General features: G+C 62.4%; 15 protein-coding genes and 2 pseudogenes. 7 read left to right on the top strand and 10 right to left on the bottom strand.

Annotated elements, in window-relative coordinates:
• Positions 1-307: 307 nt before the first annotated feature.
• The 5 genes from EH199_RS22645 to EH199_RS22625 form a co-directional block, all read right to left on the bottom strand.
• Positions 308-844, bottom strand: coding sequence for a diacylglycerol kinase family protein (locus EH199_RS22645; RefSeq protein WP_223806870.1), 537 nt, complete (start codon positions 842-844; stop codon positions 308-310).
• A gap of 8 nt (positions 845-852) precedes the next feature.
• Positions 853-2,766 carry a hypothetical protein gene (locus EH199_RS22640; protein WP_124811335.1) on the bottom strand — a complete coding sequence of 638 codons (1,914 nt, stop codon included), beginning with the start codon at positions 2,764-2,766 and terminating at the stop codon, positions 853-855.
• On the bottom strand, positions 2,763-3,122 hold the full coding sequence (locus EH199_RS22635; RefSeq protein ID WP_124811334.1) for a transcriptional regulator: 360 nt from the start codon (positions 3,120-3,122) through the stop codon (positions 2,763-2,765). The genes EH199_RS22640 and EH199_RS22635 overlap by 4 nt, the downstream gene beginning before the upstream one ends.
• Positions 3,109-3,708 (bottom strand): hypothetical protein, encoded by a 600-nt coding sequence (locus EH199_RS22630; protein ID WP_124811333.1) that lies wholly within the window; start codon positions 3,706-3,708, stop codon positions 3,109-3,111. Before EH199_RS22630 ends, EH199_RS22635 begins: the two co-directional genes overlap by 14 nt.
• A gap of 389 nt (positions 3,709-4,097) precedes the next feature.
• Positions 4,098-4,466 (bottom strand): hypothetical protein, encoded by a 369-nt coding sequence (locus EH199_RS22625; protein WP_124811332.1) that lies wholly within the window; start codon positions 4,464-4,466, stop codon positions 4,098-4,100.
• Between the two features lie 222 nt (positions 4,467-4,688).
• On the opposite strand from EH199_RS22625, the gene EH199_RS22620 reads away from it, so the two are divergent.
• Positions 4,689-5,153, top strand: a complete 465-nt coding sequence (locus tag EH199_RS22620) for a DUF983 domain-containing protein (RefSeq protein ID WP_223806869.1) — start codon at positions 4,689-4,691, stop codon at positions 5,151-5,153.
• An 81-nt stretch (positions 5,154-5,234) separates the two neighbouring features.
• Here the strand turns inward: EH199_RS22620 and EH199_RS22615 are convergent, their stop codons facing one another.
• The 3 genes from EH199_RS22615 to EH199_RS22605 all read right to left on the bottom strand — a co-directional run bounded on the left by EH199_RS22615 (position 5,235) and on the right by EH199_RS22605 (position 7,684).
• Positions 5,235-5,888 carry a Crp/Fnr family transcriptional regulator gene (locus EH199_RS22615; RefSeq protein WP_124811331.1) on the bottom strand — a complete coding sequence of 218 codons (654 nt, stop codon included), beginning with the start codon at positions 5,886-5,888 and terminating at the stop codon, positions 5,235-5,237.
• Between the two features lie 136 nt (positions 5,889-6,024).
• Positions 6,025-6,681: a Crp/Fnr family transcriptional regulator gene (locus tag EH199_RS22610; RefSeq protein WP_190287398.1), complete on the bottom strand. Its 657-nt coding sequence runs from the start codon at positions 6,679-6,681 to the stop codon at positions 6,025-6,027.
• Positions 6,682-6,835: 154 nt separating this feature from the next.
• Positions 6,836-7,684 (bottom strand): SDR family oxidoreductase, encoded by an 849-nt coding sequence (locus EH199_RS22605; RefSeq protein WP_370449729.1) that lies wholly within the window; start codon positions 7,682-7,684, stop codon positions 6,836-6,838.
• 558 nt (positions 7,685-8,242) lie between these two features.
• Between EH199_RS22605 and EH199_RS22600 the strand changes: the two genes are divergently transcribed.
• Positions 8,243-10,363, top strand: coding sequence for a glycosyltransferase family 4 protein (locus EH199_RS22600; RefSeq protein ID WP_223806868.1), 2,121 nt, complete (start codon positions 8,243-8,245; stop codon positions 10,361-10,363).
• A gap of 28 nt (positions 10,364-10,391) precedes the next feature.
• On the top strand, positions 10,392-11,633 hold the full coding sequence (locus EH199_RS22595) for a glycoside hydrolase family 130 protein (protein ID WP_223806867.1): 1,242 nt from the start codon (positions 10,392-10,394) through the stop codon (positions 11,631-11,633).
• 44 nt (positions 11,634-11,677) lie between these two features.
• Here EH199_RS22595 and EH199_RS22590 read toward each other — a convergent pair whose 3' ends face one another.
• The gene (locus tag EH199_RS22590; RefSeq protein ID WP_223806866.1) at positions 11,678-11,947 is read right to left on the bottom strand and encodes a hypothetical protein; all 270 of its coding nucleotides are present in this window, start codon (positions 11,945-11,947) and stop codon (positions 11,678-11,680) included.
• Positions 11,948-12,119: 172 nt separating this feature from the next.
• On the opposite strand from EH199_RS22590, the gene EH199_RS22585 reads away from it, so the two are divergent.
• The 4 genes and pseudogenes from EH199_RS22585 to EH199_RS22570 all read left to right on the top strand — a co-directional run.
• Positions 12,120-12,752 (top strand): PRC-barrel domain-containing protein, encoded by a 633-nt coding sequence (locus EH199_RS22585; RefSeq protein ID WP_124811326.1) that lies wholly within the window; start codon positions 12,120-12,122, stop codon positions 12,750-12,752.
• Positions 12,749-13,159: a low affinity iron permease family protein gene (locus EH199_RS22580; protein ID WP_124811325.1), complete on the top strand. Its 411-nt coding sequence runs from the start codon at positions 12,749-12,751 to the stop codon at positions 13,157-13,159. The genes EH199_RS22585 and EH199_RS22580 overlap by 4 nt, the downstream gene beginning before the upstream one ends.
• 262 nt (positions 13,160-13,421) lie before the next feature.
• On the top strand, positions 13,422-13,991 hold the full coding sequence (locus EH199_RS22575) for a DUF4142 domain-containing protein (RefSeq protein ID WP_223806865.1): 570 nt from the start codon (positions 13,422-13,424) through the stop codon (positions 13,989-13,991).
• 39 nt (positions 13,992-14,030) lie between these two features.
• Positions 14,031-14,186: pseudogene (locus tag EH199_RS22570) on the top strand (plasmid stabilization protein); the annotation flags it as partial.
• A gap of 396 nt (positions 14,187-14,582) precedes the next feature.
• Here EH199_RS22570 and EH199_RS22565 read toward each other — a convergent pair.
• A pseudogene (locus EH199_RS22565) lies at positions 14,583-14,688 on the bottom strand (IS5/IS1182 family transposase); the annotation flags it as partial.

Raw genomic sequence — 14,688 nt, 5'->3', positions numbered from 1 at the left:
GATTACCTTGAGATGTTCTACAACCCGGTGCGCAAGCAGGTCAGGAACGGAATGCTGTCCCCCGTTGAGTTCGAACGACAGCAGATTTTGAAAGCGCAAGGCGTCTAGAAAACTAGGGGCTACTCACTGCTCGCTAACCCCGCCGTGCGCAAATTCGTCGATTGGGTGGCAAACAAGGATCCTGATTTCACGGCCACCATTGCCAAGAAGAAGCGCTGATCCAGCTGCGCTTTCAGCTTTCGCCAACATAGCGGTTGTAGCCGGGCATCGATGAGGCGCCTGAAACCTTCCATTGGTTCAGGTTTGTTTAGGCATCACCTGGATTACCACAGATCCAGTTGCTGGAAGGCAAGTTCCTGTTCGCAAGTGACGGAACTACATGCGGCAGGAAGATGGTCGCACCGATCAGCGCAGCGGCGACGGCTGAGATCAGCACCGCGCCAGCAGCCACATCCTTCGCTGCCTTGATAGCGGGATTATAGCTGCGCGTGACGGAATTGCATGCCTGTTCGACGGCCGTGTTGAGCGCCTCCGCTGCAAGGACCAGCGCAATCGCAAAGATGAGCCATTGCCATTCGGAGAGGCTGAGGTGCAAGCGCAAACCGGCAATCACAGCGGATAGGGAAGCGGCTAGGTGGATGCGTACATTGGGCTCGTTGCGCACCAGGAACGCCAGGCCGGCAAGGGCATGGGAGAAACTCTGCAATCGACCGGTGGCGCGCAAAGGGGGATCACTCGCAGCAGGTTGGTGCTTGAGGCGCCAGGCCAAGGGGTTCGTTCGCAGCAGGACGAAGGGGCGCATGAAGAGACCTAACAGGGCGGCGAAGATCGTGCAGCAGATCATGGCGCGGGTCAGACCACGGGCTCTAGGGAAAGACTGGTGCGGCCCACCAATTGCAGGCGTAGCAATGCCCGCCCTCCCGCATCCGCCTTGAGAAAGGGCTGGTCATCGATCCCTGTGCGGTAATGCCGATCCGGTATCAGGCCGCCGAACTCGAGAAGCGGTTTCGAAGTCTCATGGCCTGGATGAAGCACAAGTTTCAGACCGCGTCCCTCGCACATGGCGCGCGCCACCAGGACATCGGGATAGGGAGCCGAAATGAGGCGTGGTCCATGTTCATGGCCTGGCCTTTCGACAAGCTGGCGAAATCCGTCGGGAGCGCCGCTCCGGGCCAGCATTTCCAACGCGTGCGCCCAGAGCGAGGCACGTTCGCGGTGGATTACGCCATCGACTTCGCGCGACGGGCATTCGATTTCGAGACGTCGCAGACATTCCCCGGCGATTGCCGTGTCTCCCATTTCCACTGCGGCCGCCGCGGTGGCGGCATAGCTCGATGCCCGGCTGAAGCCATAGTTGCCGACGTCTACTGGCCAGAACAACCGCTGCCACGACCCATGATCGAGACGCTTGCGGACGCGCCACCAGTGCTCCTGCGCGCGTTCGCGCGACAAGGCGTTCAGGAACAGGCAGGGGAAGGCCTGCATGACGATGCCGCCGGGTGCCGGGGGCGCGATGCCGGTAAGCGCAGAGCGGAAGGCAATGAAACTCCCATCGCGCCGCGTGGCCTCGCGGTCCAGGCTCGCGAGAAACGGTTCAGCCAGTTGCTGCCAGCGATCGGTGCCGAGACGTCCGTCGACGGCCCTGACCCCGGCCATCGTGATGAGGTTGCATAGCGGATAGATCCAGTTGGGCTCACACGCCAGCAACCCATAAGGCGATGTGCGGTACTGCCGATCGAGCAACGCCATGATCTGGTCCAGCCCATAGGATAGCTGCACCTTGCCACGATGATGCAATTCCAGCCTGCTGGCGCCACCCACCGCCATCTGCAGCGCGGTGAAGCCGGAATACATGATGTTCTGGTGCCGCACCGGATCGCCGTCGAAGCGCAGATTGCCCCAGGTGTTTTCCAGCCTCCAATAGCCCCACATCCTCCGATCGCCGATCTTCGTCAGGAGATGTTGTTGCGCTTTGGCAAAGTGGCACGATGCGGCAGGCGCGTAGCGTCGCTGCGCCAATGCCAGCGTATAGGCCATGAAATTGACCTGATAGCGCACGGCCGCCGTCTGGAACTGGTCCCGCCATTCGAAACCATCGAACCGTCTTGCCGGCTGCAGCGCCCGATCGAGCAGGAGGCGTATCCGCCGCATCATTTCTGGTGAGAGTTCGTCAGGAATCGCGATCGGCTCGCGGGTGATCGCTGGACAGCGCGCGGCCGAAGGTTTCGTGCATCCGGCCTGTTTGCCCGGTATCAGCCAGGCAAACAGGCATGCCATCAAAACGGCGGGCCCGATAAGCCAGGGCAAGGCTGTGTCACTCGGCGTAGCGGTAAGGCCGAACCTGGCTGGGGCGTTCGCAAGAAGCGCCGCGCCTGTCCAGGCAAGCACGGGTGCAATGACATTGCCGGTTGCGAACCAAAGCAGCAAAGCGACAAGGAACAAGCTCAGGCCGACACCGCACAGGACGCTAGCGAGCATCACCTGATTGGCCGACGCCCAATGCAGGAAACCGGCACCTGGGAAAGTCATTCCGAGTAGCACCGGTCGGACGGCAGGACTGACTTTGCTGTCCATGGCCAATGCACCGGTGACGGTCAGGAGAAAGGCGTAGACAAGAAGTGCGTTTGCCTGTCGCTGGCGATACCGCGCCCTCATCCTGTATTGAAAATAACTTTGCAGCATAGAGTAATAGCGTAAAAAGGGGGCTGCGTCACGCTTGCTGGAATCGTCCGCCGGGATGGCACGGCGAGCAGGCGTGCCGGTCATGCCGTTTTCTCCCGCAGATCACTGGCGTGGACACCGCGCCTCGCACTTCGCAGCACCTGTTCGAGAACACCGAGATAATCCGAGAAGCGTGTGCGTCCCTCGTCGGTCAACTGGCAGGTCGTGAGCGGCCGCCGGCCTTCGAAGCCCTTGGTGACGGACAGCATGCCGGCCTCCTCCAGAATCTGAACGTGGCGGCTGAGATTGCCGTCCGTCAGCGCGCATAGTTCGCGCAGTTCGGTAAAGCTCAGGCCCTTGGGATGGTCGGCAAGCGAGGTCATGATGCTGAGCCGAGCCTTCTCATGAAGAACGCGGTCCAGCCCCTCGAAAGAGAAAGGTGCTTTGTCACCCTTGGCCATGGGAAGTTCCTTTGGAAGCATGATGCAAGATGGCGGCAACGATCCATTGCCCGATGCCGAACGGTACGCCCATGAGCCAGGCAGTAGGCGCGCCATCTTGCCCGCTCAGGGACAATGATCCCGCTGCCGCTACGAAATAGAATGCCGCCGCCCAGATCATCTGCCTTGGCAGGCTAGGCAGCACGGCGAAGATGCCCACGCCCATCAGCAATTGCCAGATGCCAGGCAAGAGGCGGGCATGCTCGGGTACGCGCAGCAGCACCACGATCCCCGCAACTGCACCGGCGGCCGCCATCGGCATGAAGCGATTGAGCGTGGTGCTCAGCATCCGGCCGGCCATCGACCTGTGCAGGGTACGAGCGCGAATGATGGCTTCCGTTCCGATCATGAAGGCGCAAATCGCCGCGAGGAGAACCCAGATGAACAAATTGCTCTCGTGCGTGGCGGTTTGCCACGCTGCAAGCGCAACTGCCAACGCGCCAGTCAGCGCCACCACACCTGGCGCGAGCCCCTGAAAGCGACTGCTGGCGGCAAGCTGCTCGCGCAAGCGGGCGATGTCATCCAAAGCGGAATTGAGATCGTTCATACGCGATTGCATAGCAGATTACTCTACATTGTAAAGCTATCTATCTCGCAGTGATGTGGCTAGGTCCGCCGCCCGAACTGCCAGTTTGACCATCGCCATGTCCGCCACCGCATGGGAAGCTGACACAGCTGCCCATGCTCAAGGAGGTGCCAAAGCCCGAATATCTGTTGCAGTGGAGTCACCGGTGATCGCGGTTGAGAATGGCGTGTCCGGGCGCACTTGGCGTTGGCGCGATCATGAACGCGGGTAATCTGATCAAGCACCAAGGCGAGGCGTCCAGCGACAGCCCGTTGCGTGATTTCGCCAAGACCCTGTGCTCAAGGGCGGCGTCATCGTCCGGCTGTGGCTCTGAATGGTTTGCCCCGGAAAGTCAGCGCCGCATATGCGGATCAGACCGCGGCACGGGTCGCGATAACGTCCTCGTAGCGCGCATCCGCCAGGTCGAGTTCCGGCCATGGCGCCGCCGTTTCGGTGGTCAGCACCAGCTTGCCAAGTCCGGACAGGCGGAAGCTGCCGAGTTTCGGTTCCTGCACGGCCGCGCCATCCCGCTCCATGGCGACGGCGTCGCAGTAGAACTTGCCATTGCGGCGATAAAGCAACTGGGGCGCCACCTGTGTCGCCGTGCGATTGTAGGTCCAGCGCAGGCACAGGCCAAGGTGCAGCGCCTGCAGGATCATGTGCAGCGCCTCGGCTTCCCGATCATCGGCGACGGGGAGATCCTGTGGATTAAGCGGGGGCGTCTGGCTCGGCTTTGTCATGTCCGTCCCTCTTGCCGCTCCGCTCGCGATCCGCAACACCTTCTTTGATGCGGAGTGTTTCCATTCCCGTCCATAGCCGGCAAGCGATGCTACCGTATCCTGCCGCAGAGATCGAATCCGGCGCGCGGCGTTGCCATTGTCAGGCCCGGGACGTACAGCGCGAGCGGTCCCCCCTATGGGCAAGGTTGCCCGGCTTGGGGAGACGAGAAGGGGAGCGCTGACTTGACAGGTTCTTCGTTGGATCATGCCTCCGCAGACGGCAGCGGCATGCCGGGGCTGGTCCGCCCGTCGCTGGCGCAGGCGATCAAGCGCGGATTTATCGGTCGCTGCCCCCGCTGTGCGCGTGCGAAACTGTTTCGGGCTTTCCTCAAACCCGTGGACCGCTGCCCCGATTGCCAGCAGGATTGGTCGTGCCAGCGTGCGGATGATTTTCCCGCCTATCTCGCGATCCTGTTGACGGGCCATCTCGTCGCGCCGCTGATCATCGCGGTGGAACTCGATTTCGCGCCGCCGGCCTGGGTGCAGATGACGTTGTGGCCCGCGATCGTGGAGGCGATGGTGATTGCGCTGATCCAGCCAGCCAAGGGCGCGGTGATCGCGGCCCAATGGCGACTGGGCCTGCACGGTTTCTCGACATCCGACATGCCGGCTGCGGATGCCGACGCCAGCGGTGGCGCCAGCAACTGAGGTCTTGCGCCATCGGATGCCCCATCCAGTAGGCGACGGCCAGGATACCGATACAGGCGCCGTGCGCCGCAAGCCGATCCGTCAAGCAGTGGCGCGCTGCGAATTGGGCATGACGGCCAGCCGGCGCAGTCCGTCGATGTTGAGAACGGTCAGCCTTTTGCCATGCAATTCGATAAGTCTTTCTGCCCGCAACATCTGCAGCACACGATTGACGTGAACGGCTGACAGGCCAACGATATCAGCCAGATCATATTGGGTTAGGGGCATGACGTAGCGATTTTCTATGACGTGGCATGTGCGTTTCAGCCGCTCGAACAGTTCGCACAGCAGGCTGCACAGGCGCTCGGTGGCCGATAGGCGGCCAAGATTGAAGATCCACTGTTCGCGGCGGTTCAGGACCGTGAGCAGAGATTCCAGTATGCTGGTCATTCCATCGGCCTCTTGCGAGGTTCTGCGGTGAATACCCGTCAGGGACAGCGATCGAGCGCGTAGCCGCGTCAGAGCAACAACGGGCAGCGTCGCCGTTCCCTGGAAAAGCCATTGTGGTTCGCAGTATTCACCGGGAAGAAACAGCGTAATGATTTGCCGGCGTCCATCGATCAGCAACCGGTACTGACAGGCCCAGCCTTCCTCAATCTTGAAAATATGGTCCGTTTTCTGGGCATGGCGCGCGAGATATTCGTGCCTGTGAAAGACACGATTGCCATCGCGCGTGGATAACGCTTCTTCTATCATCAATACTATCCCGGATTTTTCTGATTGGTACAGTGCGCCACCGGGATGTTGGGGGATTCACATAAGTTTATTGGCGCGATAAAGTCCGACCAAGCGTTCCGGGAAATCGACGGACGCCCTCTGGCCCGCTTGCCTGTCAGCGCCCGAACTGCAGATAGCTTGGCCGGAAATGGCAGTAAGCCTCCAGCGCGGCCGGGTCCGGCATGGTGATGCGCCCTCCCTGCCAATGGATGAGGTCACGCGCGCGCAGATCCTGGATCACGCGATTCACATGCACTGTGGAAAGGCCTGTGGCTTCTGCGAGGTGGATCTGCGTGAGTGGCGAGTCGAACCCGTCGGATGTAGCGACCCCTATCGCCCGCAGACGGTGCGCGAGCTCGCAAAACAGATGGCCGATGCGCTGGCGTGCGCTGCGCGCTGCGACGTTGCGCGTCCATTCGCGCTGAATGGCGAGCGTGGCGGTTCCTTCGATGCCAAGGGCCAGACGGATTCTGGGTGACTGGGTCCGGACCAGTTCGACGGCATCGGACAGAACCAGGGCGCAGTGCATCTTGTCGATGGCGCCAATGGAATGATCGATCGTTCCAGCCACCGGGAAAACCGGATTGCACAGGTCGCCCGGCAGGAGAAAGGCAACTATCTGGCGGCTTCCGTTTTCCAGCAGTTTGTACCGGCATCCCCACCCATCGAGCACGATCTTGAGGAAATGGATGTGATCGCCTTCGCGCACGAGATCGCCGCCGGCTTTCACCGTGCGGATTTCGGTGTCTACGAGATCATCCACCAGCGCCATGTCCGTCGAGGACAGGTCGGCATATTGCAGGAGTTTCAGGGCAAGTGGGCCTGACATGCTTGCTGGTCCCTTCAGCTGTTCCTTGAGCGTCGCGCCGATGCAACGCCGACGGCGTCGGCTGGTTTCCGGTTGCCATCATGCAAGGCCTTTCGGATCACCCGTTGACGATCGTTCCCCCGTTGGGATGAAGCACCTGACCGCTCATGTAGCTGGAATCCGCGCAGGCGAGGAACAGGAACGAGGGCGCCACCTCGTTGGGTTCGCCCGGCCTTCGCATCGGCGTGTCTTCTCCGAAAGACCTGACCTGTTCCGGTTCAGCGCCGCCGCCGGGGTTCAGAGGAGTCCAGATCGGGCCTGGCGCCACGGCGTTGACCCGTATGCCCTTTTCCACGAGGTTTTCGCTCAGTGACCGGGTGAAGGCCGTGATCGCGCCTTTGGTCGCGCTGTAGTCGAGCAGGTGGCGCGAGCCTTTGTAGGCCGTCACGCTGGTGCAGTTGATGATCGCCGATCCAGGTTCCAGATGATCCACGACGGCCTGCACCATATGAAACATCCCGAAGATGTTGCTGCGGAATGTCTGCTCCATTTGCGCGGAGGAGATATCGCGGATGTCGGTTGCTGGGTGCTGTTCGCCGGCGTTGTTGACGAGAATGTCGATCCTGCCAAAGCGGTTGACGATTTCGGCCACGCATTGTTCGCAGAATTGCGCGTCGCCGACATCGCCCTGCAAGGCGACGCCCCGCCGGCCTTCCGCCACAACCATTTCAATCGTGTTGCTGGCGTCGGTGCTATCGTGACGGTAGACGATCGCCACGTCCGCTCCCTCGCGCGCGAACAGGGCGGCAACCGCGCGGCCGATGCCGCTATCCCCGCCGGTCACCAAGGCCACCTTTCCCGCAAGGCGATCCGATCCCGCAAAGACGGGCTGCCATCGCGGCGCCCGCGCGAGCGCTTCCTCCTGGCCCAGTCGTCCCGTCGCACGCGCTCCCTGATTTTCGGCGATGTGGGCCGCCGAGGCCTTGCCCTGTTGTTCGGCAGTGCTTTCGCCGACCTTGCCTTCGTTGCTCGTGGTATGCCGTTGCATGATCCTGCTCCAAGGTTTCACCGGACCGGAAGGCAGATCCGGGTCGACCGTCAATCACAACGCAACGCGGGAATTTCCCATTTACTTACATGTGTGTTTGAATTGCGCATTGACTTGCAAAAAGAAGAACGGGCGATCGCGCGATCGGCGGGGCCGGTACTTGCAAGTGCGCTGAAGCGTTGTTTGGGCGCCGTGAGCCGTTTCTTTTCCTGGAAACACTCGAGGGGGAAGCCGCTTTCATAAACAGTTACAATGAAAGGCGGATAGATGCTGAAATATGCCAAAATCGAAGAACTTCGGGCTGCCGGCGATATTTCGGTAGAAAGCTTCTGTCAGGGCCATCCGGACCAGCACCGGTATCGCGTGGCCGCCATTGGAACATATCCGCCCCGCCGGTGCGGTATCGCGACCTTTACCAGCGATCTCGTGGATAGCCTCAAAGCGGCCGACCCCGGTATGTCGATCGATATTTTTGCCATGGATTCGCCTGGGGCGCCCCAGCGTTATGGCAGCGAAGTCTGCATGGCGATCGGGGAGGGCGCGAGCGAAGACTTCGAGGCGGCTGCGAACAGGATCAACGCCAGCGGCACCGACGCGGTATGGATACAGCACGAATACGGCATATTCGGCGGCGAGGATGGGAACTACATCTGCAATCTCGTCGATCGCGTCGCCGCGCCCGTGATCCTGACGCTGCATACCGTTCTGCGCGATCCCACTCCCGGCCAGCGCTCGGTCCTGCAACATCTTATCGATCGTGCCAGCGCGGTCATCGTGATGTCGCACGAAGCGCGCGACCTGCTCGCCAGCCTGTACGATGCCCGCAACGTGACCGTGATTCCGCATGGCGTTCCCGATCGTCCGTTCGGCCGCGAGCCGGCTGCCAAGGCATGTCTGGGCCTCGCTGACCGGCGCGTTCTGATGACGTTCGGCTTGCTGGGAAGCGGCAAGGGGATCGAGCAGGTGATCGAGGCGATGCCGGCAATTCTGTCGCGGCATCCGAACACTGTGTACCGCATCGTGGGTGCGACCCACCCGGCGCTTGTGGCGCGGGAGGGAGAGGCTTATCGCCACGCCTTGCAGGCACTGGCGCAGCGGTTGGGCGTGGCTGACCATATCCAGTGGGATGATCGGTTTCTGGAAACGGATGAGCTTCTCGACCAGCTGGAAGCCTGCGATATTTTCCTGACACCCTATCCCAATCTTCAACAATCCACGTCGGGAACGCTGAGCTACGCCGTGGCCTTAGGCAAGGCCGTGGTGAGCACACCCTTTTCCCATGCGCGCGAATTGCTGGCCGACGGTGTGGGCACGCTGGTCGAACCGGGCTCGGCGAACGCGATCGCCCAGGCCGTGATCGATCTGCTGGCCGATGCCACCGCCCTGGAAACGATCAAGCGGCGCGCCTATGCCAAAGGGCGCGATGCGATCTGGCCGCGCGTGGCGGAAATGGCGCAGGCTGTGTTGCGCGTTGCCGCGCCGCCGGCCAAGCCGCTTCAGGTCGCGCCGGGCAAGAAGCCGGCCCTTGCAGGCGTGTTCGCCATGTCGGACAGCACCGGCATCTACCAGCATTCGCTCGGCATCGTGCCCGACCGCCGCCACGGATATTGCCTGGATGACAACGCGCGCGCGCTGATGCTGATGAACGTGGCGCGCGATCTGCCGGCGGGCGAACGGCTGCGCTGGTCGATGACGTACGCCAGCTTCATCGCCCATGCCTGGAACGAGGAAGAACGCTGCTTCCGCAATTTCATGAGTTTCGATCGCCGGTGGCTCGAAGATCGGGGATCGGCGGATTCCAACGGCCGGACGCTGTGGGCGCTGGGGCATACGGCGGAATGCGCGCCCGACGCGGATATTCGCGAATGGGCTGTCGAGACGTTCCTGCGATCAAGGCGTTGCGTTTCTTCCGAAAGCCCTTTGCGGACCCTTTGCTTCGCGATGTTGGGAGAAGCCGCGCTGCTGCGCGCGGGCGTCCCACACCAGCAGGCCGGTGATCTTCTCGATAAGGGCGGTCCGGTGCTGATGGCGATGCTGGAACGCACGCGGCGTGCCGAATGGGTGTGGTTCGAGCCGGCGCTGGCCTACGACAATCCGAGGATTTGCGAGGCGCTGATCGAAGCCGGCCTTGCCCACCAACGCGCGGATTGGGTGCAGGCGGCGCTGGAAGCGCTCGACTGGCTCATGCGATGCCAGACGAGCAGCCGGGGCCATTTCCGCCCCGTCGGTTCGGAAACCTTCGGCAAGCCGGCAACGGTCTTGCCATTCGACCAGCAGCCTCTGGAAGCATGGGCGGCCGTCGACGCGGCCCGGACGGCCTATTTCATCGGCGAGGACGTGAAGTGGATTCGGTCGGCGCGCACCGCTTTCGCGTGGTTCGAGGGCGCCAACGACCGCAACGTGGCATTGGGCGACGCGGCTTCGGGCCGGTGCCGCGACGGCGTGACTCCGCGCGGGGTCAACCGCAACTGCGGGGCGGAGTCGGTTCTCGCCTACCATCTGGCGAGCCGTGCGCTCTCTGATCTCATTGCCACAGTGGAAGGACGAAATCTTGCAGGCAGGACCAGTACCGAACCGGCTTCGTATCAGCGACATTAGACTTCATCCCGATCCTGCGCGCGTCGTCTTGCGTCCATTCCATCTGGGATGGCAGGCCAGCAACGCGCCGCAGGACCGGGCCATCCGGCTGGTAGCCAACGTCCTGGCGCTTCCCGGCGACCGGGCGAAAGCCGAATACGAGCGGGTTCTGGCGGATTTCTCGGCGCGCCACTGGCACATCGAGAACGTCCTTGATGAACGGTACGCCCAGCTCGAAACGTCTCTGGGGCTGCCCGCCATTGCCGAGGGCTATCGCCAGCGGCTGATCGCGGCGTACTTCTGCCATGAATATACTTACGCCGCCGCCGCGCTGATGAACCCGTCGATCGTCCCGCATCCCGATCAATCGGGGCTGGAGGAGGGCGCCGTTCGCTTCGTGCTCAGCCTGCGCGCCGTGGGCGAGGGTCACATCAGCACGATCGCGTTTCGCGAGGGGATCGCGAGGCCCGATGGGTCGTTTGCGCTGTGGCCCCAGGGCGATATCGCGACGGCGATGCGGCAGATCACCGGAGAGGGCAATCCGCCCCCTCCCGACACCCCCGGCGCGCGCGCGTGGATCAGTCGCGATATGGACAGCACGCTGACAAATTCGGTTATCTTCCCGGTCACCGAGCAGCAGCGCAACGGACTGGAGGATCTGCGCCTGGTGCGGTTCGAGGATGATGACGGGAAAGCCGAATGGATCGGCACATACACCGCCTATTCCGGCCAGTCGATCCGGTCCGAATTGCTGAGGACGAGCGATTTCAAGACCTTCTCTCTGGAACCGGTGGAGGGGCGCGCGGGGCGCAACAAGGGGATGGCCCTGTTCCCGCGGCGGATCGACGGGCAGTACATGATGATCGGCCGACAGGACGGCAAGAATCTCTACCTGCTGCGTTCACCCCAACTGGATCAGTGGGACGATGACGGCGTGCTGCTGATGGAGCCGCGCTTCGCCTGGGAATTCATCCAGATCGGCAATTGCGGGAGCCCGGTGCTGACCAAGGCGGGGTGGTTGGTGCTGACCCACGGCGTTGGCCCGATGCGCAAATATGCGCTGGGTGCGGTGCTTCTGGACAGCGCCGATCCATCGAAAGTGCTGGCGCGAACGCCGGAGCCGGTACTAACCGCCGAAAATTCCGACCGGGCGGGCTATGTTCCCAATGTGGTCTATACGTGCGGCATGATGCCGGTGGGAGATCATCTTCTCATACCTTACGGGATATCGGACAGCGTGGTTGGCTTCGCGACCATCGCTATCGACGATATTCTGGCCACGATGGCCTGACCTTTCGGGTCAGGCCATCGCCCTCCGCAAAACTGCGACGTTCCTCAATAGGCGGGCGGGTCGCTGGCCGGGAAGCTTTCATCCGCGGCCTGGTCCACCTTGTCCCAGTCATCCACGTCACTGCGCATGCTGTCTGGGCCGGCGTTGCGCACGTCGGCAAAACGCGATGACGAAGTATCGCTGGTTTCGCCCGGCGCGAACGCCGCCGGGTCGGTCTGTTCCTGCCGCGCCGTGAACATGCGGTACACCGTGTAGCCGACGGCCAGTGTCGATGCGATTTTCAGTACCGAGAACATCATCTTGAAGGCGAGCATGATTAATCTCCCATGCTGTTTGATGCTTCAAAGCAATTCGTGGCGGCGGGTTCCCGATCATATCGCATGACAGTCTTTCCGCGCCCGGTTCACTGTCTTGGGCGTTAGGGCGGAACCGGTAACACCAGCCGTCGTTGCATCTGTCCGAACTTCATTCGACACGGGATGCGCAATGGCAGATCTTGCGAGTTGGTTAGCGCCCATCGCGACGATGGTTGCCGCGGTCATGACGGCGGCCAACCTGGGTCCGCGCCTGACTGGTGCGGGATTCGCCGTGTTTGCCGTCGGCGCGTGCGCCTGGTGCATCGTTGCCCTGCAGGCCGATCAGGCGGGGCTGTTGCTCACCAACGTGTTTCTGCTCGTGGTCGATGTGATCGGCGTGTGGCGATGGCTGGGGCGCGCGCGGTACGCGGAAGCGGCCCGGCGCGCGGCAAAGGCCAGCGCGTCGCGATCCGATGCCAGCCTGTTTTCCTTTCAGGATCTGCTCAGCGCTTCGGTCGTGGACAGGGGTGGCACGGCGCTCGGTCCCGTGATCGATGCCATGGGCAGCGTCGAGGATGGCAGCATTGCCTACCTGGTGGTTTCCGATGGTGGTGTCGCCGGCGTGGGGGAAGTCCTGCGCCGCTTCCCGGCTGACCGTCTGGCCTATGCGGAGGGGAAGGTGATCGCTTCCATCCCGCGCGCTGCCTTCGAAGCGCTACCCGCCATCGAGGCCGATCGCTGGCCGTTGGATGCCCGTCACGCGCGGTCCGGCATTCCCGAGATAGAGGGCGATCCGCGTCCATCTGCGAAAGGGGAACGATGAGCAAGTTCTTCACCCGATGGTCGTCCGCCATCTCCGCCGCCATGGGGCGTCCCGTGGCCTTTGCGATAGCGCTGGGCACCATCATCGTTTGGGGTGTTTCGGGGCCGGTGTTCGGCTGGTCCGACACATGGCAGCTCATCATCAACACGGGCACCACAATCGTGACGTTCCTGATGGTGTTCCTGATCCAGAACAGCCAGAATCGCGATGCGAGCGCCATGCAGGCCAAGCTGGACGAACTGCTGCGCGCGCTGGACAAGGCGCGCGAGGGGTTCGTGGGCATCGAACACCTGACGGATGAGGAAATCACCGCCCTGCGCGATGCGCTGGAACGCGAGTGCGGATTGCGCGATGGGAAACAGGCGACGACCGAAGATACCGTCGACCATCTGCTCAAGCGGACCTAGCGGCGGACGCCGCAGGCCGTCCAGACGCTCCTGACGAAGGACCGGCCACCGGTTCGCTTACCTGTGACAGGTTTGGGGACATAACGGAGCCTTCGCATCCTTTCCTTCCCACGAGAGGCGCGCCGCACGGGGCGTGCGCGCCAAGGCGGGCATGCTGATGAAAGGGAAGAGACATGGCTGACAGCAGCAATACCATCGGTCCGACCTCCTCTCGTCCTCAATGCGCTGGGCCGGTGTCCTTTCTCGAAACCAGGAGTTTTCCATGACACGACTTATCCTTGCTCTCGTTCCCGCGCTTGCGTTGGCCGCGTGCGACAAGCCCGCCGTCGTCACCACCGAACCGGCCGACGATATGGCTGTAACCACCACGCCCGCCGAAAGCGGCGTCCCGGCCGCGGCGGCGGTGGTCGATACCGCCGATTATCTGGCAAGGGCGGCGGCAGGCGACCGGTTCGAGATCGACAGTTCGAAAGCGATCCTGGAGAAGACCGGCAACGCCGACGTCAAGGCGTTCGCGAACATGATGGTCGCGGACCACCAGAAGTCTTCGGATGAACTGAAGGCGGCGGCCAGGAAAGCTGGTCTGGAAGTGCCGCCGGCATCTCTCGATCCCGATCAGCAAGGGCAGATCGATGCGATCCGCAAGACCTCCGGCGCCGACGCGGACCGGGTCTATCTGAACGCGCAACGCACGGCCCATGCAATGGCCTTGAGTCTTCACACGGATTACGCGGCCAACGGCACGGTTCCGGATCTCAAGGCTACCGCTGGCCGCATCGCCACGGTCGTGCAGCACCATAGCGACAGGCTCAGCACTATCAGCGTCAAATGAGCATTGCCGGCACGTCCGGCAGTCTCGGAGGAGAGGATCATGCCTCAGGGTGACAAATCGAGCTATACCGACAAGCAGAAGCGCCAGGCCCGCCACATCGAAGAGGGGTACGAAGAGCGCGGAACGGATCGCGATGAGGCCGAACGGCGTGCCTGGGCAACGGTGAACAAGCAGACCGGTGGCGGGCAGAAGTCTCGTGCGAAACACAAGGGGGCGGACTGACGCGTCCGCCATGGTGGCGCGCCGGGCACGCCCGGTGCGCGGGGCCGGCTGGTCCACGAGGGCGAAACCCCCCGTGAACAAGCCGGGTCATCGCATTGGCGGCTGCGTGCTTGTTATGGCTGCGCCGGAGGAGGGGCCTCTGGCGGCTGGACGCCCGGGTCTATCCTGTCCGGTTGTTCGTTGGGTACTTCGCCCGGAACCTGATCGGGCGGCGTTTCCGGGGGAGATTCCGGGATATCGGTGTCGGGTGGGGATTCCGGGACTGTCGCCATTCTGGCCTCCTGTGCTCCGTGTACTTATTGCAATTTCAAACGCGGCACCGCGCTAAGGTTCCTTCAATGCCTGCTTAGAGCCCGATTCAAAAGTTTCTCAATGGTTTGAGAATGTTGCGATCCTGCGGGTGAGCATGCGGATGCTGGCCACGGTGGCCCATGCGGTGGAGCTTTCGATGGATCGCTCCCAGTCTTTGGCCAGA

This window comes from Novosphingobium sp. LASN5T, assembly GCF_003856955.1.
Lineage (GTDB): Bacteria > Pseudomonadota > Alphaproteobacteria > Sphingomonadales > Sphingomonadaceae > Novosphingobium.
Note: the sequence above shows the minus strand (reverse complement) of the source record. Positions and strands in the feature narration are given on the sequence as shown.